This window comes from Streptomyces sp. NPDC055140 (genome assembly GCF_053607285.1).
Genome location: NZ_JBSGTG010000027.1, coordinates 93,747 through 113,927, shown reverse-complemented (window position 1 = coordinate 113,927; position 20,181 = coordinate 93,747). Strand labels below are relative to the sequence as shown.

The window sequence follows — 20,181 nt, the reverse complement described above, 5'->3', positions numbered from 1 at the left end:
CGCAGATGGCATCGAACGTGCCCGAGGCCCCGGTCGGTGGCAGAGCGTGCCTGGCGCGGCCACCTGTGGCACCGCTCAGGAGCCGCAGAGTGTCGTCTGGTGCAGCAGGCCGAGGTGGGGAAAACTGGCTGTCGGGGACAACCACCGGGCGAAAGAGACCGCAGGATGACCATGGACGCTCAGTCGGCCCCCGTTCGGGTCCTGGTATTCGGCGCTGCACTGCGCGCCGGGTCCACCAACGCGCAGCTCGCCTCGCTGGCATCGAACCTGATCGCCGAGACCGGTGCCGAGGTTGACCTGGCCAGGATGCGGGATTTCGACATGCCGCTGTACGACGGGGATGTGGAGGATTCCGAAGGGCTGCCCGCCGGTGCCCTGGCCCTGTGCGAAAGGATCAAGCGCTGCGATGCGTTCGTGATCTCGTCGCCCGAGTACAACGCCTCCGTGCCAGGACTGCTGAAGAACGCCATCGACTGGGTATCCCGAGTCCGGCCGCAGCCGTTCAAGACCAAGCACGCACTGCTGGTCTCGTCCTCCCCGTCGATGATCGGCGGCAACCGCGGCCTGTGGGCGCTGCGAGTCCCGCTGGAACACCTGGGGACACGGGTCTACCCCGACATGTTCAGCCTGCCCCGCGCGTACGAGGCCTTCACCGAGGACGGCCGCCTCGCCCACCCCGGCTCCCACGAGCGGCTCGCCGACACCATCTGCGGGTTCATGCGGCTGGTACGCGCCGACGTGGAGTTCGTGTGCCTGCAGCGTCGCTGGTACGAGTTCCCCGGCGATCGCACCGACGCTCCGGTCACCCGCCGGAGCGAGGACTGACCCGCGTTTGCTGACCTGCCGTTCGAGAGCATCGCCCTGCCGGACACAGTTCCCAGCAAGAGCCGAACGCCCAATCGGAGTGACAACAAGCGTCTCTAGAATTCTGTGTTTGCCTGAGTGTTCCGGGCTTTTCGGGCGCGGCGTGGCCGTGTGCGGTCGCCTTGGTGGGGTCCGAACCTCGAGGTGAGGGGGTGGACCTCGGTGGCGTGCACGTGGTGGAAGCCGGTCCGCTTGGCATTGCGGGTGCGTTGCCGACAGATTCTGTGTGAGAGCCGCTGCCTTCGGCCGGCCGGAAGGAGAGTTTCTTCTTCGGGCTGGTCGGGGGTGGGCACTCCATGACCTGGCACCGGCTGGATGGCGGCTGGTGTCTGGGTGTCATGCCCCGCCGGACGCTGAACCATGGTCCCTGTGGTGGGGGTGGTGGCGGGGACCGTACGCGCTTCGGGCATACGGCGGGAAGTCTGAGGGCCCGGGCTCAGGCCCAAGCCTGGGGTGGCGGCAGCACGGGGAATGTTGCGACGTCCCTGGCTGCTGGGCCTGCTGGGGGTGGGGTGCCCCTTGCCGGGGGTGGTGTTGGGCCTGCGCGGGTGAGGCGGGGCCTGTTCGGCCTGGCGTTGTCGGCGCAGGCGGCGGGTGGTCTTCTTCGGGCGGCGCACCACGGCGACGGTGCCTTCAACGGTGGTGCGGATGGTCCGGATCCCGGTGGCACGCTCGAGGGCGGTGTGCCTCTGGGCGAGCAGGCCGCGGGAGACGATCCGGCGGGCGGAGGCGTAGTCCCGGTCCAGCGACAGCCCGCACCGGTCGCAGTGGGCCCATTTCCAGCCGCGTTCGGTGAGTCGGTCGGGGGCGGGGTGGTGGGTGAGCCGGCTCAGGCAGCCGGGACAGATCGCGGAGGTGCCCCGGGCGGGCACGGTGACCACCACGATGCCCGCCTTCGCGGCGAGGTGGCGGATCGCCTCGGCCACCGTGCCGCGGACCTGCCCGGACAGGCGGGCGTTGCCTTTGCGGTGGCCGCGAGCCTCGAGGGTGGCGAGGTCTTCGAGGTAGATGACCCACGCGCCGAGCGCGAGCGCCTGGTCGACGGCCCAGCGGGCGGCCGCCCAGGCCAGCGCGTCGTTCAGGTGCCGGATGCGGGCACACACCCGCGCGTGCTCGATGGCCAGCGCCCTTGCCCGACCGGCGTGTTCGCCCCAGCCCAGGTGCGGGGAGCCGAGCCCGTCGGCCAGGGCCTGGCAGGAATCGCGTTTGGCGGCGAGGTGCTCACGGACCCCGCGCAGTCGGTGGAGTTTCGCGCTGATACCGGTGCCATCGAAGATCAGCGGATGCCCGTCGGTGACCACACGTTTCGCGGTGCCGCGTCCGGTGAGGCGGCCCAGGGCGCCGGTGAGCAGGGTGTTGACGCCCCAGTCGAACCCGACACCCACCGTATGGCCCGTCGCCTTGAGGACGGGTGCGGGCTTCGAGTGGGGCAGGTCGACAGCGATCCGGCCGGTGCGGGTGGGACGCAAGGTCGGGGTGTGCAGTACCGCTCCGGTGTCGACGGTGCCGGGAAGGCGGACGTCCAGCACGTGCCAGGCCCACTGCCTTCCCGTGGCGGGCGCCGCGCAGAGCGGGAGTTTGACGCGCAGCCGGGCGGTGGCTGCGTCGATCCGGACCAGGGTGACCTGCTGACGGTCCATCGCCGCAAGGAGCACCAACGGCGCTACCTGGGGCGGATCTTCCAGGGTGCACAGTCCGGCGGGCAACTGCCCGTGCTCAGCCACGAAGGCGCGGATCTGCCGGGTCCGGTTACGGATCTCCGCGCCGCTCACCCGGGCGGGCAGTGCGGCCCGCAAGGCCGTCCACTCCGTCTCGGTGCGGCGACGGGGATCGGTAGGCCAGGTGCCCAGGATCGCGGCAACGATGGTGCGCCGATGCAGGGCCAGGCGCAGGGTGCGGGCCGCGTACTCCTGCGCGCCGCGCCGTACCCGGTCCGAGACATACACCCCCGCCGGGGCCGTGACCCCGCCCGTCCACTCCAGGCGCCGCCATGCCATCCAGCCCTTGGACGGCAACACCTCGCCCCGTGCGTCGAGACCGGCGGCCAGCACGTCCAGAAAGTCTTCGTCCCACCGGGACGCCACCAGGGAACCGGTCAGGTCCTGGCTCAACCGGGCCAGAAACCCCACCCGTTCCAGCAGAACCCGCTGCCCGACCCGCTCACCCGTGACCTCCAGCACACCGCAGTAGGCAGTGCATGTGGCCGTCGCCACCAACTTAGCCACGCCGCTCACCCGCAACCCCGGCTCCAGGGGCAGGGTTCTCCATGCGACTCCCGCAACCCCGAGGCGCGATCCTTGAACACCGCGATGACCGCCCCGCAAGCCGAGGCCCGCAACTCGGCCTCCTGCGCGGCCAGTGACGACTCCTGCCCGCTGGTGCCGAGACCCTTACATACAGCGCCTCGCGTCGGTCAACAGCACCCGGACCACCGGTCAGTACCTCCAACGCCGCGCTGGAGAAACGCCGTTCTCGCCCCACCCACACCACCGGAACCTTGCCCTGGTTCGCCCACAGCCGCAGCGTGCCCGGATGTACTCCCACCCGCCGCGCAGCCACCGCCAACCGAAGAAGTTCCATGACGAGGAACCTATGACCCCGCCAACACCCGCAACCCCAGCAGGCGCGAAGATCACACCATCGCAGGAAGCGGGACGAAGTCACCCACAGACGCACGCACACTCTGATAAATAGCATCCGTAAGGATCCCTAAGCCAAAACCCCACCAGTTGAAGACCCTGCCTACGTGACAACTAACGTGCTTCGGCTCAGCACGAGGTGATGCCGAATCGATGAGGTGGAAGGTCAGGCGGCGAAGCCGATGTTCATGACGTACTCGTAGGCCCCAAAATCGGACTGGCTTCGATCACTTCTTGCGGCTCTGGTCCACTTCGTGGGCTCTGTCGCTATTTTGGTGGTAGCGGCTGGTTGATCACGGTGAGAGGAGGATGCGGCGTCGTAGGAGATCGAAGTTGGCTCGGCCGTACATCTGTCTCTTCAGCAGCTTGAACCTGAGCAAGGATCCCAGGCCTTCGCCGACCTCTACGACCAACTCGGGGTCACCCGGTCGATGGGCGCGGTCGGCACCAGCGTCGACAACGCGACCTGCGAAAGTTTCCACGCCTCCCTGAAACGCGAGACCCTCCAGGGCGCCGACGACTACGGCGACTGCGACACCTGCCGCAGGACCGTCTTTGCCTGGCTGACCCGCTACAACACCCGCCGCCGGCACTCCGCCAACGGCCACCTCAGCCCCAACGAATACGAACACCGACACCACTCCGCTCAACTCACGCTCGCCGCGTGATCAATAACCGCGTGCCCACCTTCCCGGAGGAAGGCCCGCAGCGCCGTCCGCTGGCGCCTGCCAACAGCCATCAACCTGCCGGGTCCCCCCGCATCGGCCCCAGCCCCAAAGGGCCGCCCTGCACAAAGGTTCAACCCTGAATGCAGGGTGGAACCATCACTCGATGAGAACATGAGCCATCACTCGATGGGAACATGAGCTATCACTCATGCGTACTATCGCTACGCAGCCACACCACCGTTCGCCGCGGGAGTACGTGAAAAGGCGGGTGCACCTACTTCGGTTGCACTCACGGTGGTGCGCCATTGTTCCCGAATTGAAGAGAGGCCAACACCATGACTGACAACCCCGTCACCGTCACCAGCGTGACATCTCAGTACGCCACTCAGGTCGCACAGGACCTCGAGCTCAATGCCAAAGAGCAGGAACGTATCGGCGCGGAGTTCTCCGCCCTGCAGGCGCAGTTGCGCATCCTGCAGGACGACCAGAGTGTGCTGCACAGCATCCAGAAGACGCTCGGCAGCCGACCGGCATCTGCGCCGAGCACCCCGGAGCCTTCGACGTCCCTCCCGCAGCAGGCATCCGGAAAGAACACAACTGCCCGGCGTACCCCGTCCAAGACTGCAGCCAAGGCCCCCAGCGCGAAGAAGACCACTGCGCAGGCCAAGAAGGACAAGACCCAGGGCGCGGAGCCGAAGGCGGCTACGGCATCGGCGCAGCCCACCCTGATCGCGCTCATCCGCACCCACCTCGACCAGCAGAAAGAGCCCCGTTCCGCGGCGGAGGTCACCTCGGCGCTGGCTGAGGCCCACCCCCAGCGCACCATCAAGTCGACCGTCGTGCGCACCACGCTCGAGAATCTTGTCGCCAAGAGCCAGGCTCATCGCTCGAAGCAGGGTGCCTCGGTCCTCTACACGTCAGCTGCCGTGCAGGCCACGACCCAGAAGGCCCCGGCTCCCGTGCTGCCCCGAACCGAGCAGGACAGCAGCAAGCGCGAGAAGGCCGGTGCGGTCAGTTCGTAGCCGCCCGGGACATCCGAAGAAAGCTCTCGGCGAGCAACCAAACGAAGTATCCGGGCATGAGGTCGCGGCCTGTGTCGGTGCGCCGGCCCGGTGCGGGGGCGTTCAGCCAGGCGGCCACCTCGTCGCGTAGGTGGGGGTAGGGGTCAGTGTCGCGGTGCCAGGGGGACCGTGGCACGGACAACTCCCGATCTGTTGCAGGCCTGCGATCGACCCCTCGTTGGCCGGACAGGTCTTTGTGCGCATCGCTCAGCTTCAGTGAGCACGAAACGAAGGCCGGCAAGAATGTGCAGCTCAGCAACTCCCATCCTTCTCGGAACGCTGACACCCTCTCCGCCGGCGCACCAACAGGCGCCCTTATAAGGCTTGGTTGAAGTGAGAACTCGCAGCTCGGCGTTTCAAGATCTGCTCACCCGGATTGGTCCGTGACACCACCATCAGGCCATCGCCCGGCACTGCCACAACCTCCGCTGAACCGACACCCATCACAGATCCATCAAACCCGCCCCTGACGCAACATCAGGCCCCTACACCCAGAATCATGTGCCTGACCAGTAGGAATAGCGAAACGCTGCTGGAGTATCAGTACTCCAGCTGTAGACCGTGATCCGAGAGAGGCGCGTCGGCGAAGGACGGCCGTTATTCCAGCCACATCCCGTCGCGCATGATGACTCTCCCGCGCAGTTCCGGCTCGCCGCGCCAAGCGCGCACAGTCCTCGGGACCACGCGTACATACAGAAAGGAACCCTCTTCCACGCGTGGATCCCACCCGAACTTTCCGGCGAACGCCTCTGCTGCGCCTCCGGGCACCTCCTGGTCCAAGAAGCACTCCGCCTCACCCTGCAGGAGCACCACGTCGAAGGTGTTGGGTAGCGCCAGGCGCACCCGCGGCTCTTTGCGGACGTTGCGCGCAGTCACGGAAGTGGCGCTGGTGCACATCCACACTGCTCGCCCATCCCACAAGAACCACAGCGGCACCTGGTGCGGCCCGTGATCAGGGTGAGCCGTCGACACCCATACATCCCGCTCGGTAACGAGCCGCTCCAGAGCGTCGCGCATACGCTCCGCCGTCTGCCGGCGAATGACTCCCGTGGTCTCCATGAGGACCGACCCTAGCCAAGCAGGCGCGAAGCGCGCCTGAGGCGCAGGACCTACTCCCAGCGACCGATGAACCCCTCAGCATTTTGGCTCGGGGCGACCAACTTCGGTGCTCACAGTGGCCGGTGGAAGTGCTCAGTCACACTTCTCTGCGTAATGGCCGGCTCGTGATCGCGCCTGGTGGCCGCGTCGCCAGGCGGACCAGCTGAGCCGGTGGGCCGGTGGGCCGGTGGGCCGGTGGGCCGGTGGGCCGGTGGGCCGGGCTGTGAATGGGCCGGACAGCAACAGTGATGAACAGGCGCTGCATCTCGTTGCAGGTCAGCGGGATCAGGCCGCCCGGTGTGGGGCGGTGTGCGTGTTCGTCGGCGCGGACGACGGCGAGGAAGGCATGGGCCGGCATCGCGAGGGTCACCCAGCGGGCCCAGGAAGGGTAGCCGCGGACCTGGTCCTCATCCAGTCGGGCCGGCCCCTTCTCACTTCGGAAGGTTTCCTCCACCCGCCATCTGGAACCTGCGACCTTGATCGGGGTGGCCAGAGATGCCGACGTGGTGGAGTGACAGCGGCAAGAGGCGAGTTCACCAGTGGTGCGGCGGTTGCGACGGACCAGGAGCTGGTGGTGGCCCAGTGCCACCTCGACGAGGGCGATGACGACCCAGTCGTAGAACCGCTGTCTCTTTGGGCCGCGTCCAGCCGAAAGCTCCTGCCAGGCCCTCTTCGGCACCTTCTTCACCAGCACATCAGCGCGGAACGTGCCTGCGCCGGTGACCAATTCGGCTGAGCAGGCCACCGCGAGGACATATCCGATGCCGCGGTTTTCCAGGGCGGATCGCAGTATCGGGGGTTGCCGCCGTAGACCTCGTCACCCGTGACCCAGCCGACGTGGTGTCCAGTGTCCAGGAACCGTTCGGTCATCACCCGGCCAGTTCGGCGGCGACCTGCTCTTGGGGCCGTTGGCTGTCCTGGATGAGATCGGGCAGATGCCTGCGGCCCCGGTAGCCGAGGAGGCGGGCGTACCACCGCCAGGCGCGCGCATTGTTGAAGCAGGCATCGTCGATGGCGTAGTGGGTGGCCAGCAGGTGAGCGGCGAAGTGCATCGTCGGCGCCTGCGGCGCCCCCCAGAAGATCGCGCTTGTGCGCCGTCCCAGCAGATAGAGCATGCAGGCGAAGGCGAGCGCTCCGTCGCATTCGCAGAGGTCGATCTCGTCCTCTTGCACATCGCGCAGGACGGTTTCGCATACGTCAAGCAGGTGGGCGCGCGTCGCCCTGGGATCGGCCATGAAGTCTCGCTGCACTACGAGGGTGGGCCGACCGTGCCCGGCTCGGCACCCGAACGGACGCACGGCATCGTGGCGGGCGGTGGCCGGCGGCGGGGTCGGCGCCGCCTCCTCGCTTCGCTCCGCAGAGCTCTCGCCGGCAGCGCGGCGCACGCGCGGGGACTGCCCCGTCTGGTCGGCGATCCGGTGCGCCAGGCGTCGCATGAAGTCGTCGGTTCCCCACGACAGGTCCGGTCTTAATCGCACAGTTCGTCACCGCCGGGTCGGGCTTGATCTGCATCGAGCACCGCGCCCGGTAGGGGGAAGCGACGAAATGCGGCTTCGGAGGTGCCGGAAATGCGCCGAGCGGGGGCATCGGGCCGGGACGCCGCGTGTTGTGGCACGTCAGCCGGCCACTTGGAGCGTCGCAGTTGGCCGGCCCGACGAACCCGCTGCTGGTCAGCAGTTGATGGGGGGGTTACCGGAAGCGACTCGGCAGAAGTCCGAGCCGAGTCCACCGTCGACGGTGCCGGCGTTCGGGCCGACGAAGATGAAGTCGCCGTCGGAGCCGCCGAGGATCCTGCCGTTCGCCGTGGTACCGGCGTTGGCCGTGATGGAGTCGCCGCCGGCACCGCCGGCGACGGCGCCGGCAACGATGCCGTTGATGACGATGTAGTCGCTCCCGCCCAAGCCGTCGACGCTATCGCCCAAGGCAAGGGCGCCGCAGCTGATGTAGTCGGGGCCGGCAGTACCACTGACTGTCGTACCGGACACTGGACGGCCGTTGACCGTACATGAAGCCAGGGCTTGTGCAGGCGTCGCGGTCAGGGCGAGGGGAGCGGCCACGAGGGTGGCGGCGCAGAGCGTACGCATCGCGTATCTGATCATGCAATGAGTGGTTCATGACGACTTCATGATCGCAATTCTGCTCATCGCAGACTCCACCGTCCGGGGCGCTCTGCCACCCGGACGGGCCGCCGAGACCGACGGTCAGATGACCGGCTTTACGACTGGTGTCCGAGGCGGGAGTCCGGGGCCCATCCTGCAGGTTCCCGATCCGGGAACCTGCAGGAAGACGCCGACGTACGGAAGTTCACCCGGGAACCTTCACGCCCCAGCCCGGTAAGTCCACCCGGCGCGGGCCACGTTTTCGCAGGTCAGCGAATCTCGTCGGTAGCCCGGCAGCGCACCGCGGTTGGCATGTCGCAAGTCTCGAAAGCGAGTGTTCCGTCTCAGCCGATCTGTTCCCTGTCTCAAATGATCTGGCCCGATTCGCTCGTCGTGTCAGATGATCTGTTCCCGCTGGTGCTGCTGTCGGTCGGGGCGGCAAGCGATCGTCTCTATCACGGCCTACGATCGGGGCTACATCACTCCATCGACTCCAGAATGCGGTCGAGTGTCCGGCGCCCCATTCTGCTCATCGTCGGATTGCTCTCGACGTAGTACCAGACCACACCCATCGCCTGTTGGAACGCCCATGCCTTGCCTCGCTCCCACTCCAGATCGTCACAGACCAGTGTCCGCCGGAGCACGTCCCCCGGGCCTGGCTGCAACAAATGCCAGGCACCGACCAGATCCAGCGCGGGGTCGGCCGGGCCGAAGCCGCCGGTGTCGAGCACGCCGCTGAGCCGGTCTCCCGCGACCAGTACATTGCCGGGAATCAAGTCACCATGGCTCATCACGTCGGCACCCGTGCGTGGCAACTCCCGAAAATGGCTCCACACCTGGCGCAGCCGGGGCACGTCGAGCAGCCCCTTGCTCTCCTCGAAGCACTTCGTCATCCAATCGTCGTGGTGAGCGAGAACGCCGCCACGACCCCCGCCGCTGAAAAGCCGCCCCCGCGTCTTGGCCTCCCGGAGGGCTGCGATGAAGGCCGCAAGGTCCTCGGCAAAAGCGTCCGACCCACTCGGGTCGGCATCGAAGGCGACCGTTCCCGGCAGCCATGTCTGGACCGACCACGGCATGGGGTGACCCGCTCCAGGCTTTCCCAAGGCGACGGGTTCCGGGGCAGGGAACCGAGACACCTGTGCCAGCTCCGCGCTCGCCTGGGCTTCCTGTTCCAGAACCGCCAGCGCCTCGGCAGCATCGGCCAGACGCAGCGGGAAACGTGCAGACAGGTCGTTCCCGATGCGGAAGATGGCGTTGACCGTCCCGGTCGACGAGACGAGTTGGATCGCCTTGCCGCTCCACTGAGGGAACTGTTCTTGGATCAAGGTCGCAACGATTTCGGTGGTCACGTCCACTTGGTCATCGTGCATGGTCAATCTCGCAAGCTCTTCCACTAGTCCAACCGAAACGCCGGAAGCAGACCAGATCAACTGAGACGACAGCCAGTATTCATACGCCAGAGTCCAGATCAACTGAGATTTTCGACCACCCAGGCGTCTCAACCGTTCTGGTCGCCCCAGGTCACAGCCGCAACTTCGGACCAGATCACTTGAGACGGGACAGCCACTGTCTCACTCAATCCAGTCCACGCAGGTCACGAGCGTCCTCGCCGACCAACTTCGATGCGACAGGACAGCGAGGCCCTGGACGCGGGCGTGTTCATGGATGAGGTCATGGCCAGTCGTTCGTGCATATGCGGAACGAGCGTGCGGCAGGCACGACCCGAAACCCCTCCCCAGGGCATCGCCGTTAGGCGAACCATGCACCCCGAAATTGCCATCAGCCACCGAGACGAGAAGGGCTGGACCGTCGTCGAGGTCCACGGCGAGGTCGACGCCCACACCGTGCCCCAGATCAGCAAGTACGTGAGCGCCTGTATCGAAGCGGGCCGGCATCACCTCATCGTGGACCTGGCGGGGGTGCCGTTCATGGACTCGACGGGCCTTGGACTCTTCGTCCGCATCGGAAAGCGGATCCGTACACACGCCGGTGACCTGAGGCTGGTGATCACGAACCCGGGTGTACTCCAGATCTTCCACATCACGAACCTGCACCGGTCCTTGCAGATCTACGACTCGGCGGAAGCCGCGATGGAGTGACATGAAAGGCGACGACGACAGACGCCCCGCGCCCCGCCCGCAACTGCGGGGCGCCTACCGGCTGAGCAGCTTTGAGAGCGACTGCCCATGGTGCCAGCAGCTGCGACTGCCAAGCACCGAGCACCCCCAACGGGACGGGAAGACCCGGCCACCGGGAAGGAGCGATCCTCTCTGCCTGCGATACCGGACCTCCCGCCTGGCTGAGAGCATGCGGACCGTGATGGTGACGCTCGCGACCATCACCACGGTGGTCGCCGCGGTGGTAACCGTATGGCGGACCTGACTGCCTACCCCAGGGTGAAGCGAACGGCTTGACTGAACCCAGTGTCGACCGTTCATGCCCTGACCTGCCCATTCGAGGTTCAAAAACCTCAACCCACGCAGAAGCCTGAGAAAGCGCCCCAGCTCTCGTGTCGTTCCGAGCGGGTCAGAAGTCCGGCGAGCGGCACGAGGAAGCATTCCAGGAGCGCGTCGAACAACGCCTCAGGCATAGCGGGCGGATCGGCTGCGTCGGGCCGGCAGCGGTTCGGGTTCCAGTCGTTGAACACCGACTCGAGTTCGCTCGCGTGCAAGAGCGGCAGCAGTGCGACGGCGGTCTCGATCCGGTCCAGGTGGCGGGCGAGGCCGACGACCAGGCCGGGTTCGATCCGGTGGTCTTGCGGATTGCCGGCAGGCCGGCTGCCGTCACCGTGCCCTCGGTCGCGAGTTGGGCGAGCTGCCTGGCTTCGGCCTGCTTCAGGAGGCGGGCACGCAACGCGGCGTCGGTGATATGGGCCGGCACAGCGGGCATCGCCTGGGCGAGAGCCTTCGTCCGGTGAGAAGAACCGGACGAAGGGCAGGCATGGCCGGTGCAGCCGCCGCGGCCGGTGCGGCTGGCATGGCCAGTGCGGCATAGTCGGGTTCGGGTTCGGCGGGCGGTGCGAACCTCGCGGCCAGGCCGTCAAGGAGGCAGGCGTACGTCGCGCGCGTCTCCCCCGCCGGGTCACGCCCCGTTTCCCATCCGGTGACCGTGGACGAGCTCACGCCGGGCGCCCGGGCCACCTGTGCCTTCGACAGCCCGGCCTGCTCGCGCAAGGTCCGGCGCACCTCGGAGTCGAAAAGCTCCTTATGCGGGGTGAGCGAGGCGAGCAGGGAGCCGATCGCGTCGAACTCGCTCATCACTGACCCGCTCCCTTGCCCAGGCGCCTCGCCCGGCGGTGCTCGGCCAGGGCCGGGGTGGCCGTTTCCCTGACTCGCCGCTCACCCCACCTGGTGATCTGTGCCGCTCGTCCGATCCGGCCGTGCACGGGCCGGCCGGTGACCGGGTCACGGGCCAGGTATGCGCGCAGCGCGTCGGCGACGCGGTCCCCGGCATCCTTCAACACCTCGACCGCATCAGCGAGTTCACGCTTGTCTTCGTTGATCTCCAGGAACAGCGTTTGGTGACCGGTTCCGGAGACAGCGGTGATCACCCGGCTCACGGATCTCGATGAGAAACGACGGCACTGTCGTGTCCACGAACGTGGGACCGCCAGCCTCTCGTCAGAGTGGCCGGCCGTCGAAGGCGTCGCCGGAGCCGGGCTTGAAGGTCGCGCCGAGGTCGTACTGCGCGATCCCGAAAGGTTGAAAATCGGCATCGGCAAGGACGCGGTAGAGGAACTCCGAGGTGGACATGTCGTACCGGTGCCATGCGCCGACGTCATTGGACCGCGCGAGGACGGGGTACTCGCCCGGCCGCTCGGCATCGATCAACCAGAAGTACTCGTCGGCCCATTCGGTGGAACCCCACTCAACCAGCCCCTTGCCGCCCGGCGCGTAGATCGCATAGGGCTCGACGGCGGAGACGCTTCCAAGCTTGCTGTCCCGGTCGACCGACAGGTCGACCCGCCACTGTGTCAGGAAGTCGAACGCCGGGCCCTCGTCGCGCCCCAGAAAGTAGAGGGAATCACTGAAGACTCCGCCGCCGAACACCTCGTAGAGCTCCTTGTAGTCCGCCGGCAGCGGAACCCCCAGTTCTCCCTCGACCGCCGCCCAGTCGACGGAGATCCCGAGCGACTCCCACCCGGTCAGTTCGATCACTCGCTGAACCCACATACAACAATCTTTTAGCACCGGACTTCGTTCCGGTGTCCCCCACCCCCCTCGTCGCTCAGGTCAAGATCGGCAGCTATCGCACTCAGCCGACCTTGGCAGGTTCCTCAGCCCGGGCTCGGGTGCTGCCCTGGCAAGAACCTCGGTGACTCCCAGATTTCCTGCGAGAGCCAGGGCCGGACCGTAGGTGAGCGGCCTTGGCGGACGATCGGCCGGATGCTGAATCAGCCGGGCATGCTCCAGGTGGGCCTCGAGGCAAGGAGCCCACCCTCGGTGAGGTCAGGGTCGCCCGGGCAGACACCCAGACCGACATCGACGGTGCTCTCGCGCAGCAACACCACCTGCGCACCAGCGAAGACGGCGCTACATATGTGCGGTCTGAGGGTGGTTCAGGTCGCGCTGTCCTTTGGCGGTTCGGGTTGGGCGTGGAGGATGTCGCGGGCCTGTTCCGCCGCTCGCGCGATGCTTTCGGAGACGAAGTCGAGGAAACGGGCGATGTTCTCCAGGCGCGTGGCGGCCGGAGTACCTGACCCCAGGACACCGACACCCTGCCGTGCGATGTCGACGAGGTGGGCGGTTGAGCGTGCGGAGGCCATCATCGACTGGTACATGATGTCGTTGTCCACGACATAGCGCTCACGGCGACGCTCATCACGCTCCCGCCGGATCATGCCCTGACTCTCCAAAAACGCGACCGCCTTCGAGACGGACGCAGGGCTCACCTGCAGACGCTGGACGAGTTCGGCCGCGGTCAGACTGCCCGTATCGGTGAGGGTCAGGCAGGCCATCACCCGGGCCATCATCTTCGGCGTGCCGGACTGTATGAGGACGGTCGTGAACGTCTCCTCGTACGCGCGCACCGCCTCGGCGTCACGCCCGTGCAGCTGCGCAGGCGTGCCCGGATCGCGGGACACCGGCTGCTTGCGGCGGGCCCGGTGTTCCGTCGCACGGTGGGCCAGATCCGCGCGGTAGGCGCTCGGGCCGCCGTTACGCATCACCTCGCGCGTGATGGTCGACGTCGGACGCTCCAGGTTCCTGGCGATCTCGGCATAGGCCAGGCCATCGACCAACCCCAGCGCGATCTGCTGGCGTTCCTGCTGAGTGAGTCTGCCTCCCGGCATTGCGCTCCCCTTCTCCTTCACAGCCCTGCACCGGCCCGGCGCCCATGCACGGCGTCCGGCGTCCGGCGTCCATACCCGGCAACCGTGCCCAGCAGCCAGCGTTCGCGTCCGGTGCCGGGCGGGTCGACTATAGCGTTCACTTCCATTTCATTGCAACGAACAGGGGTGCGGGCTGTTGCGTTAGAGTCCAGACCATTGCAATGAAATCTCTACAAATACCTGCGCTTATAGGGTTCTTGCGCGACAAGACCGTTGCCCAATCTTTGAATGCAACGTAGCGTTTCGCCCATCAGAAACAACGGATTCAAGGAGCACGCCATGCAGAAGTTCGACACCCCCTCCCCCGTCACCGCCGTCCTGGACATCCCCGCCGGACGCATCCGGTTCATCGCCGCCGACCGCACCGACACATGCGTCGAGATCCTGCCCGCCGACAAGTCCAAGAGCCGCGACGTCAAGGCCGCCGAACAGACCACGGCCACCTACGCCGACGGCGTCCTGCGCATCGAGGCCGCCACCGCGAAGAACCGCATCCTCGGCAACTCCGGATCCGTCGAAGTGACCGTCCAGCTGCCCGCCGGCTCCCGCATCCAGGCGAAGACCGCCGCCGCCGAACTGCGCGGTGTGGGACGCCTCGGCGACGTCACCTTCGAAGGCGCACAGGGCACGGTCAAGCTCGACGAAACCGCCAGCGCCCGCCTCACCCTCCAGGCCGGCGACATCCTCGTCGGCCGCCTGAACGGCCCCGCGCAGATCAGCACGCAAAAGGGCAACCTGAGCGTCGCCGAAGCCACCAGCGGGACCGTCGAACTGCGCACCGAGTCCGGTGACATCACCATCGGCGCCGCCCGCGGCACCTCCGCCACCCTCGACGCCGGCACCACCTACGGCCGCATCCACAACACCCTGAAGAACACCGAAGGCACCGACGCCGGGCTGAACATCCACGCCACCACCGCCCACGGCGACATCACCGCCCACAGCCTCTGACCCACCCACAGGTCTCGAAGGAGCGCCTTTCATGAGTACTTTGGCCATCGCGGCGAACGGGCTGCGCAAGTCCTACGGCGACAAGACCGTCCTCGACGGCATCGACCTGGCCGTCCCCGAGGGAACGGTGTTCGCCCTGCTCGGGCCGAACGGCGCCGGCAAGACCACCGCCGTCAACATCCTGTCCACCCTCCTCTCCCCCGATCCCGCCTCAGGCGAGATCCGCGTCGGCGGCCACGACCTCGCGACCAAGGCGCACGCGGTGCGGGCCGCGATCGGTGTCACCGGCCAGTTCTCCGCCGTCGACGGCCTGATCACCGGCGAGGAGAACATGCTCCTCATGGCCGACCTGCACCACCTGCCCAAGTCCGAAGGACGGCGCGTCGCCGCCGAGTTGCTGGAGCGCTTCGACCTCACCGACGCCGCGAAGAAGCCCGCCTCCACCTACTCCGGCGGCATGAAGCGCCGCCTCGACATCGCCATGACACTGGTCGGCAACCCCCGGATCATCTTCCTCGACGAGCCGACCACCGGCCTCGACCCCCGCGCCCGGCACAACATGTGGGGCATCATCCGCGAGCTGGTCTCCGACGGCGTCACCGTCTTCCTCACCACCCAATACCTGGACGAGGCCGACGAACTCGCCGACCGTATCGCCGTCCTCAACGACGGCAAGATCGCCGCCGAGGGCACCGCCGAGGAACTCAAGCGGCTCATCCCCGGCGGACACATCCGGCTCCGGTTCACCAACCCGGACACCTACCAGTCCGCCGCCCTCTCACTGCGCGAGGCCCACCGGGACGACGAGGCCCTCGCCCTGCAGATCCCCAGCGACGGCAGCCAGCGCGAACTGCGCACCATCCTCGACCGGCTGGACTCGGCCGGCATCGAGGCGGACGAACTGACCGTGCACACCCCCGACCTCGACGACGTGTTCTTCGCCCTCACCGGCAACGCCGGCATCCCCAACCAGCCCAACCAGCCCAACCAGTCCAAGGAGGAAACCCGATGAGCTCCCTGTCCCTCGCCGTGCGCGACTCGACCACCATGCTGCGCCGCAACCTCCTGCACGCCCGCCGCTACCCCTCCCTCACCCTCAACCTGCTGCTCACCCCGATCATGCTGCTCCTGCTCTTCGTCTACATCTTCGGCGACGTCATGAGCACCGGCATCGGCGGCAGCGGCGCCGACCGCTCCGTCTACATCGCCTACATCGTCCCCGGCCTGCTCCTCATGACGATCGGCTCCACCACCATCGGCACCGCCGTGTCCGTATCCAACGACATGACCGAGGGCATCATCGCCCGCTTCCGCACCATGGCCATCCACCGCGGCTCCGTCCTCATCGGACACGTCATCGGCAGCGTCCTGCAATCCATCGCCAGCGTGGTGCTCGTCGGAGCCGTCGCCGTGGCCATCGGATTCCGGTCAACGGACGCGACCGCCCTGGAATGGCTCGCCGCGTTCGGGCTTCTCCTCCTGTTCGCGATGGCACTCACCTGGATCGCCGTCGGCATGGGGCTGTCCAGCCCCAACGCCGAAGCCGCCAGCAACAACGCCATCCCCCTCATCCTCCTCCCCCTCCTGTCCAGCGCCTTCATCCCCACCGACACCATGCCCGGCTGGTTCCAGCCCATCGCCCAATACCAGCCCTTCACCCCCGCCATCGAAACCCTCCGCGGTCTCCTCCTCGGCAGCGAGATCGGCAACAACGGCTGGCTCACCATCGCCTGGAGCCTCGGCCTGACCGTCCTCGGCTACTACTGGTCCAAGGCGAAGTTCAACAACGACCCGAAGTAGCGCGTATGACCAGGCGGACCCACCACCCGCAAAGCCCGCACGCACCACCCCGTGCCGGCAGCACAACCCCTACCGCACCACCCAGTGGCGGCGCACCCCGACACCACGTCGGAGTACGCCGCCACACCCGCATCCCCTCAACACTCCATCAGGTACACCCACAGACCACTCCCCCAACAGCCCACCACCCGCCCCACCCACCCACGCACGCACGCATGACCAGCCCCGTGACCAGACCCGTGACCAGACCCACGGCCAGGAGCATGAGATCCCTCAATCCCGATGCCCCTCGACCAGTGCCTTCAACAGCCTCTGCAGCCCATTCCCCGCCTCCTCCAACCCGACGTGAGCAGCGTCCTGCAGAGCATCACCAGCATCATCCTCATCGGTGCCGTCACCGCGGCCATCGGCTCCCGCTCCACAAAAGCCACAACCCCAAGGTCGCCGGCAGCGTTCCGTCTCCCCGCCCCGTTCACCCCGGCATTCGCCTGGATCACGGCCGGCATCACTATGACCAGCCCGAACCCCGAAACGGCCGCCAACAACACACAACCGCCGATCCCTCCCTCTCACCTCAAACACCCTCATCCCCGCCGACACGAAGCCGGGCCGGTTCCAGCCCATCACCGAGTACCAGCCCTTCAGCCGGCTCCGGGGGAATGCTCGTCGGCATGGCCGTGGGGTCGCCCTCCCCGCCCGCCAGGCCGGCAGGGATGTCTACCCCTACCCCGGGGTATCGGTGCCGGCGCAGGCGGACATGACGGGGCCCTGGTGGACTCCCTCACCCCTACGACCGCGCACCCGGCCCGGGACGGGAACCATGCCTTCACCGGTTCGCGGAGTTGTCCTCTTCGAGGATCTCGCCCGTATGGGCGTTGAGCTCGATCCACCACACGACCCCGGCGGCGTCCTCGACCTCGACAGCGAATCGGTAGCGGCCCGGCGCGCTCTCGTCCTCGCCGTACTCGAACCCAAGGACGTCCTTCCTCGCCGGGTGCCGTGCCGCGGCGATCCGCTCGAGCTCGTCGCGCGGCATGACCTGGCCGGCCTCGACGATTTGCCGCGCCTGTTCGCTGTCGATACGTCTCATGCCGCCACGGTAGGACGGCCTCCCTCGCCCGGCGACCGGTGCGCACCCCCTTGGTCCACAGGGCAGGACGGCCGTGGCCGACGTACTCGCGGTCACTGGAGAACTGGCCACGCCAATCACGCAGGAAGACGCACCAGATGGTCACGCCGGGCCCCACAGAACACGGGCACCGGCCAAGCACAGGAGGGCGCAGGCGCGGGCCAGAGGTAGTCGGCCTCGTCGTTCGTGGGGGACATACGGCGGTACGGGACCATCCGCTTCACGCATGTGGGCCGTACCGTGCAGTACCTGCCGGCGACCTTCGCCCGGCCCGACGACCGCGACAGCCCGCTCCGGGTCGGCTTCGGCGCCGAAGCGGGGGCGGTGGACGCGGCCCGATTCCCGGGCGAGCCGGCGTATCGGCGGCTGACCGGGGCGGATGCGGCGGCGCTGCGGGAGGGAATACCAAGAGCCGGGGAGGGAGGGGCTGCTGCGGGGCACCGGACGTGACGCGGCCGGCAGCGAAGCGAGGGCGCCGGGCGTGACGGAGCAGGCCGCGAAGCGTTGAACCAAGCGGTCGTGGTGCCGCCGGACAGAGTGTCCAACGACATTGGACATCAGTCCCCGTAGCACCTGATGGCAAGCCGTTCAAGAGTGTTTGCTCAACCGCCTTGCTAGCAGGAAGAATCGATCTCGTGGCCAACGCACTGCAGGAATTGGTGAAGAGCCGGCTGGAGCAGCAGGGCTGGTCCTACGGCGACGTGGCCCGGCGCGGCGGCATCCCACGATCCACCGTCCACCACCTGGCGACCGTCACGCACGTGGCCCGTATGCCGCAGCAAGCCACCCTCGAAGGCCTGGCCCGGGGACTGGAACTGCCCCTGGACTCGGTACGCAGAGCCGCCGCCGAAGCCTGCGGTATCCACCTCTACTTCGAGGACCCCGCCGACACCGCGTCCGACCCGGAGATCACCACCCTCATCGCCAGCGTCCAGCGCCTGTCCGAAGCCGACCGCCGCCACGTCACCGCACTCGTCGAGTCCCTCCTGCGCAGCACCCCCGGCGGCCCCCGCTAGGAGCTTCCCCGCACGGGCGTCCATTGCGTGGCGAAGCGTCAGATCGCCGTAAAAATCATTCCATTGAGGCTATCCTCTCGTCGCACGGGCCGCGTTGAACCGCCCGAAGCCTCCAGGGAGAGGGGGGTCTACGTGCTTGTCGTCCGTGGGGTGTCCGCGACCGCCGTCGTACGGGGCAGGACGGGGGAACCGGTGGTCCTGCTCTCCGGCGAACTCCCGGAGGCCCTCACCCCTGCCGTCCTCGACGAGTTGCTGAACCTGGCTGCCGCGGTGCTCGACGCGGAGGAGTTGCGGCTGTTCCGGAGCTGCCTGTCCGCACTGCACTGCGGCGAGAAACTCGACGAACGCCGTATCGAGGTGGGCGGAGCCGTCCTGACCGTGTACCGGAGTTGATCCCGGACATGGCCGCGGGGCTCCCGGGAGTTACTCCCGGGAGCCCCGCATCGGGTGCGCCCCACATCGGGTGTCGCCCGATCAGACCGGATCAGAAGTCGCGGTCACAGTTCCTGTAGTCGTTGTAGTCGTTGTAGTCGCGGTAGTTGACGTGGCGGTTGCCCCTCCAGTCGTTGCGGTAGCCGCAGTTGTCGTCCCACCGGCTCCAGTAGTGCCCGCGGTGGTGCCGGTTGTACCGGTAGTCCCCGCACCAGCCGTTGTTGTGGAAGGCCGCCTTGTGCAGGAGCCGGTGGGCTTGGGCCGGGGCGGCCGTCGCGGTGGAGGCCATGGCCGTGCCCGTCAGGGGGATGGCAACCGCTGCGATGGCCAGGGCGGCCGTAGCGGTGGCGCGTGCCAGTTTTCTCACCGTGTTTCTCCTTGTTTCGATGAATTGCCGGATGGCGTGCCAGACATTACTCGGCAACGGCCCTCACCCATTCATCCAACCGGCCATGGACGACTTACCGGAGCACAATCGACGTAGGGTTCCGCGGCACCCAAAACATGCTCTGAGCTTTGCTTACCGGGCATTTCCAGGTCTCGCTCCGCGACGGCCGGAAACACTCTTCAGGGTGAAGCAACTCCGGTATGTCGTGGTCGTGTTGCGAGTCACCGTGAAATACCAAAAAAGCTTCTGGACCGCCCCGGGTAATGCATTGAAGAATGGTCTGCAGTTTTCATAAGCGGGGAGTTCTGCCCTGCGGAAACGGAAATCTGCCGCAGCGTATTCGCCCCGTGTTGTGCGCAGTCCCGGTTCAGTGCGGTCAGCTTCGGTAGACGGTGAGGACGGCTCCGCTCACCTCGATACGGCGGTCCTCGAGTTTCTCGCCGCAGTGCAGTGCGGACAGGCAGCTCCGGAACAGCCGCAACTCCTCCGCGTCGAGCACCGCGGCTGCCAGGTTCAGCAACTCGTCGAGGGCGGCGGGGGTGAGGGCCTCGGGGAGTTCGCCGGAGAGCAGGACCACCGGTTCCCCCGTCCTGCCCCGTACGACGGCGGTCGCGGGCACTCCTTGGACGACAAGCACGTACACCCCTCTCGCGGAGGTTTCGGGCGGTTCACCCGTCTTGGAGGTCGAGAGGATAGTCATGATGGGG

22 protein-coding genes and 1 pseudogene are annotated in these 20,181 nt (G+C 67.2%); 10 read left to right on the top strand and 13 right to left on the bottom strand.

All coding sequences use genetic code 11. The features are described from left to right. Positions 1-165: 165 nt before the first annotated feature. Positions 166-825 carry an NADPH-dependent FMN reductase gene (locus ACWFR4_RS37240; RefSeq protein ID WP_453656249.1) on the top strand — a complete coding sequence of 220 codons (660 nt, stop codon included), beginning with the start codon at positions 166-168 and terminating at the stop codon, positions 823-825. 95 nt (positions 826-920) lie between these two features. On the opposite strand, the gene ACWFR4_RS37235 is transcribed toward ACWFR4_RS37240, so the two are convergent. Continuing rightward, positions 921-3,089 (bottom strand): zinc ribbon domain-containing protein, encoded by a 2,169-nt coding sequence (locus ACWFR4_RS37235; RefSeq protein ID WP_453656248.1) that lies wholly within the window; start codon positions 3,087-3,089, stop codon positions 921-923. Between the two features lie 740 nt (positions 3,090-3,829). Here ACWFR4_RS37235 and ACWFR4_RS37230 point away from each other — a divergent pair. Together ACWFR4_RS37230 and ACWFR4_RS37225 are read left to right on the top strand one after the other, a co-directional pair. Continuing rightward, complete coding sequence (locus ACWFR4_RS37230) at positions 3,830-4,171, top strand: integrase core domain-containing protein (protein ID WP_453656262.1); 342 nt, start codon at positions 3,830-3,832, stop codon at positions 4,169-4,171. Positions 4,172-4,506: 335 nt separating this feature from the next. After that, positions 4,507-5,193, top strand: a complete 687-nt coding sequence (locus ACWFR4_RS37225) for a hypothetical protein (protein ID WP_453656247.1) — start codon at positions 4,507-4,509, stop codon at positions 5,191-5,193. A 636-nt stretch (positions 5,194-5,829) separates the two neighbouring features. Here ACWFR4_RS37225 and ACWFR4_RS37220 read toward each other — a convergent pair. The 5 genes and pseudogenes from ACWFR4_RS37220 to ACWFR4_RS37200 form a co-directional block, all read right to left on the bottom strand. Then, a complete protein-coding gene (locus ACWFR4_RS37220) occupies positions 5,830-6,291 on the bottom strand; it encodes a pyridoxamine 5'-phosphate oxidase family protein (RefSeq protein WP_453656246.1) in 462 nt (153 codons plus the stop codon). Between the two features lie 132 nt (positions 6,292-6,423). Next, positions 6,424-7,200: pseudogene (locus ACWFR4_RS37215) on the bottom strand (IS701 family transposase); the annotation flags it as partial. Continuing rightward, the gene (locus ACWFR4_RS37210; RefSeq protein ID WP_453656245.1) at positions 7,200-7,565 is read right to left on the bottom strand and encodes a hypothetical protein; all 366 of its coding nucleotides are present in this window, start codon (positions 7,563-7,565) and stop codon (positions 7,200-7,202) included. The pseudogene ACWFR4_RS37215 and the gene ACWFR4_RS37210, both read right to left, overlap by 1 nt. A 435-nt stretch (positions 7,566-8,000) precedes the next feature. Next, positions 8,001-8,231, bottom strand: coding sequence for a hypothetical protein (locus ACWFR4_RS37205; RefSeq protein ID WP_453656244.1), 231 nt, complete (start codon positions 8,229-8,231; stop codon positions 8,001-8,003). Between the two features lie 677 nt (positions 8,232-8,908). Then, on the bottom strand, positions 8,909-9,799 hold the full coding sequence (locus tag ACWFR4_RS37200) for an aminoglycoside phosphotransferase family protein (protein ID WP_453656261.1): 891 nt from the start codon (positions 9,797-9,799) through the stop codon (positions 8,909-8,911). A gap of 390 nt (positions 9,800-10,189) precedes the next feature. Here ACWFR4_RS37200 and ACWFR4_RS37195 point away from each other — a divergent pair, with 390 nt between their 5' ends. After that, positions 10,190-10,528, top strand: coding sequence for an STAS domain-containing protein (locus tag ACWFR4_RS37195; RefSeq protein WP_453656243.1), 339 nt, complete (start codon positions 10,190-10,192; stop codon positions 10,526-10,528). Between the two features lie 735 nt (positions 10,529-11,263). Here ACWFR4_RS37195 and ACWFR4_RS37190 read toward each other — a convergent pair. The 4 genes from ACWFR4_RS37190 to ACWFR4_RS37175 all read right to left on the bottom strand — a co-directional run bounded on the left by ACWFR4_RS37190 (position 11,264) and on the right by ACWFR4_RS37175 (position 13,719). After that, on the bottom strand, positions 11,264-11,686 hold the full coding sequence (locus tag ACWFR4_RS37190; protein WP_453656242.1) for a helix-turn-helix domain-containing protein: 423 nt from the start codon (positions 11,684-11,686) through the stop codon (positions 11,264-11,266). Further along, on the bottom strand, positions 11,686-11,988 hold the full coding sequence (locus tag ACWFR4_RS37185; protein WP_453656241.1) for a hypothetical protein: 303 nt from the start codon (positions 11,986-11,988) through the stop codon (positions 11,686-11,688). The genes ACWFR4_RS37190 and ACWFR4_RS37185 overlap by 1 nt, the downstream gene beginning before the upstream one ends. 61 nt (positions 11,989-12,049) lie before the next feature. Beyond that, positions 12,050-12,586: an SMI1/KNR4 family protein gene (locus tag ACWFR4_RS37180; RefSeq protein WP_453656240.1), complete on the bottom strand. Its 537-nt coding sequence runs from the start codon at positions 12,584-12,586 to the stop codon at positions 12,050-12,052. Between the two features lie 401 nt (positions 12,587-12,987). Beyond that, a complete protein-coding gene (locus ACWFR4_RS37175; RefSeq protein WP_453656239.1) occupies positions 12,988-13,719 on the bottom strand; it encodes a helix-turn-helix domain-containing protein in 732 nt (243 codons plus the stop codon). A gap of 318 nt (positions 13,720-14,037) precedes the next feature. On the opposite strand from ACWFR4_RS37175, the gene ACWFR4_RS37170 reads away from it, so the two are divergent. Genes ACWFR4_RS37170 through ACWFR4_RS37160 form a run of 3 tightly spaced genes read left to right on the top strand, consistent with a single transcriptional unit; the run spans position 14,038 to position 16,509 of the window. Next, positions 14,038-14,709: a DUF4097 family beta strand repeat-containing protein gene (locus tag ACWFR4_RS37170; protein WP_453656238.1), complete on the top strand. Its 672-nt coding sequence runs from the start codon at positions 14,038-14,040 to the stop codon at positions 14,707-14,709. A 31-nt stretch (positions 14,710-14,740) separates the two neighbouring features. Further along, complete coding sequence (locus ACWFR4_RS37165) at positions 14,741-15,721, top strand: ATP-binding cassette domain-containing protein (protein WP_453656237.1); 981 nt, start codon at positions 14,741-14,743, stop codon at positions 15,719-15,721. After that, a complete protein-coding gene (locus ACWFR4_RS37160) occupies positions 15,718-16,509 on the top strand; it encodes an ABC transporter permease (RefSeq protein ID WP_453656236.1) in 792 nt (263 codons plus the stop codon). Before ACWFR4_RS37165 ends, ACWFR4_RS37160 begins: the two co-directional genes overlap by 4 nt. 826 nt (positions 16,510-17,335) lie before the next feature. Here the strand turns inward: ACWFR4_RS37160 and ACWFR4_RS37155 are convergent. Continuing rightward, complete coding sequence (locus ACWFR4_RS37155) at positions 17,336-17,599, bottom strand: PepSY domain-containing protein (protein ID WP_453656235.1); 264 nt, start codon at positions 17,597-17,599, stop codon at positions 17,336-17,338. A 225-nt stretch (positions 17,600-17,824) separates the two neighbouring features. Between ACWFR4_RS37155 and ACWFR4_RS37150 the strand changes: the two genes are divergently transcribed. From ACWFR4_RS37150 to ACWFR4_RS37140, 3 genes are all read left to right on the top strand, one after another. After that, positions 17,825-18,088 (top strand): hypothetical protein, encoded by a 264-nt coding sequence (locus ACWFR4_RS37150; RefSeq protein WP_453656234.1) that lies wholly within the window; start codon positions 17,825-17,827, stop codon positions 18,086-18,088. A 185-nt stretch (positions 18,089-18,273) separates the two neighbouring features. After that, entirely contained in the window at positions 18,274-18,654 is a 381-nt protein-coding gene (locus ACWFR4_RS37145) for a helix-turn-helix domain-containing protein (protein WP_453656233.1), read from the top strand. Positions 18,655-18,786: 132 nt separating this feature from the next. Then, complete coding sequence (locus tag ACWFR4_RS37140) at positions 18,787-19,047, top strand: hypothetical protein (RefSeq protein ID WP_453656232.1); 261 nt, start codon at positions 18,787-18,789, stop codon at positions 19,045-19,047. 91 nt (positions 19,048-19,138) lie between these two features. Here ACWFR4_RS37140 and ACWFR4_RS37135 read toward each other — a convergent pair whose 3' ends face one another. Both ACWFR4_RS37135 and ACWFR4_RS37130 read right to left on the bottom strand, forming a co-directional pair. Then, entirely contained in the window at positions 19,139-19,453 is a 315-nt protein-coding gene (locus ACWFR4_RS37135; protein ID WP_453656231.1) for a hypothetical protein, read from the bottom strand. A 397-nt stretch (positions 19,454-19,850) separates the two neighbouring features. Next, positions 19,851-20,174 (bottom strand): hypothetical protein, encoded by a 324-nt coding sequence (locus tag ACWFR4_RS37130; RefSeq protein WP_453656230.1) that lies wholly within the window; start codon positions 20,172-20,174, stop codon positions 19,851-19,853. Positions 20,175-20,181: the final 7 nt, after the last annotated feature.

Excerpts from the sequence above, each read along its gene's own strand:
- ACWFR4_RS37240 (WP_453656249.1), top strand. The coding sequence starts at position 166 with ATGACCATGGACGCTCAGTCGGCCCCCGTTCGGGTCCTGGTATTCGGC.
- ACWFR4_RS37225 (WP_453656247.1), top strand. The coding sequence starts at position 4,507 with ATGACTGACAACCCCGTCACCGTCACCAGCGTGACATCTCAGTACGCC.
- ACWFR4_RS37220 (WP_453656246.1), bottom strand. The coding sequence starts at position 6,291 with ATGGAGACCACGGGAGTCATTCGCCGGCAGACGGCGGAGCGTATGCGC.
- ACWFR4_RS37210 (WP_453656245.1), bottom strand. The coding sequence starts at position 7,565 with ATGGCCGATCCCAGGGCGACGCGCGCCCACCTGCTTGACGTATGCGAA.
- ACWFR4_RS37200 (WP_453656261.1), bottom strand. The coding sequence starts at position 9,799 with ATGCACGATGACCAAGTGGACGTGACCACCGAAATCGTTGCGACCTTG.
- ACWFR4_RS37195 (WP_453656243.1), top strand. The coding sequence starts at position 10,190 with ATGCACCCCGAAATTGCCATCAGCCACCGAGACGAGAAGGGCTGGACC.
- ACWFR4_RS37190 (WP_453656242.1), bottom strand. The coding sequence starts at position 11,686 with ATGAGCGAGTTCGACGCGATCGGCTCCCTGCTCGCCTCGCTCACCCCG.
- ACWFR4_RS37175 (WP_453656239.1), bottom strand. The coding sequence starts at position 13,719 with ATGCCGGGAGGCAGACTCACTCAGCAGGAACGCCAGCAGATCGCGCTG.
- ACWFR4_RS37170 (WP_453656238.1), top strand. The coding sequence starts at position 14,038 with ATGCAGAAGTTCGACACCCCCTCCCCCGTCACCGCCGTCCTGGACATC.
- ACWFR4_RS37165 (WP_453656237.1), top strand. The coding sequence starts at position 14,741 with ATGAGTACTTTGGCCATCGCGGCGAACGGGCTGCGCAAGTCCTACGGC.
- ACWFR4_RS37160 (WP_453656236.1), top strand. The coding sequence starts at position 15,718 with ATGAGCTCCCTGTCCCTCGCCGTGCGCGACTCGACCACCATGCTGCGC.
- ACWFR4_RS37155 (WP_453656235.1), bottom strand. The coding sequence starts at position 17,599 with ATGAGACGTATCGACAGCGAACAGGCGCGGCAAATCGTCGAGGCCGGC.
- ACWFR4_RS37130 (WP_453656230.1), bottom strand. The coding sequence starts at position 20,174 with ATGACTATCCTCTCGACCTCCAAGACGGGTGAACCGCCCGAAACCTCC.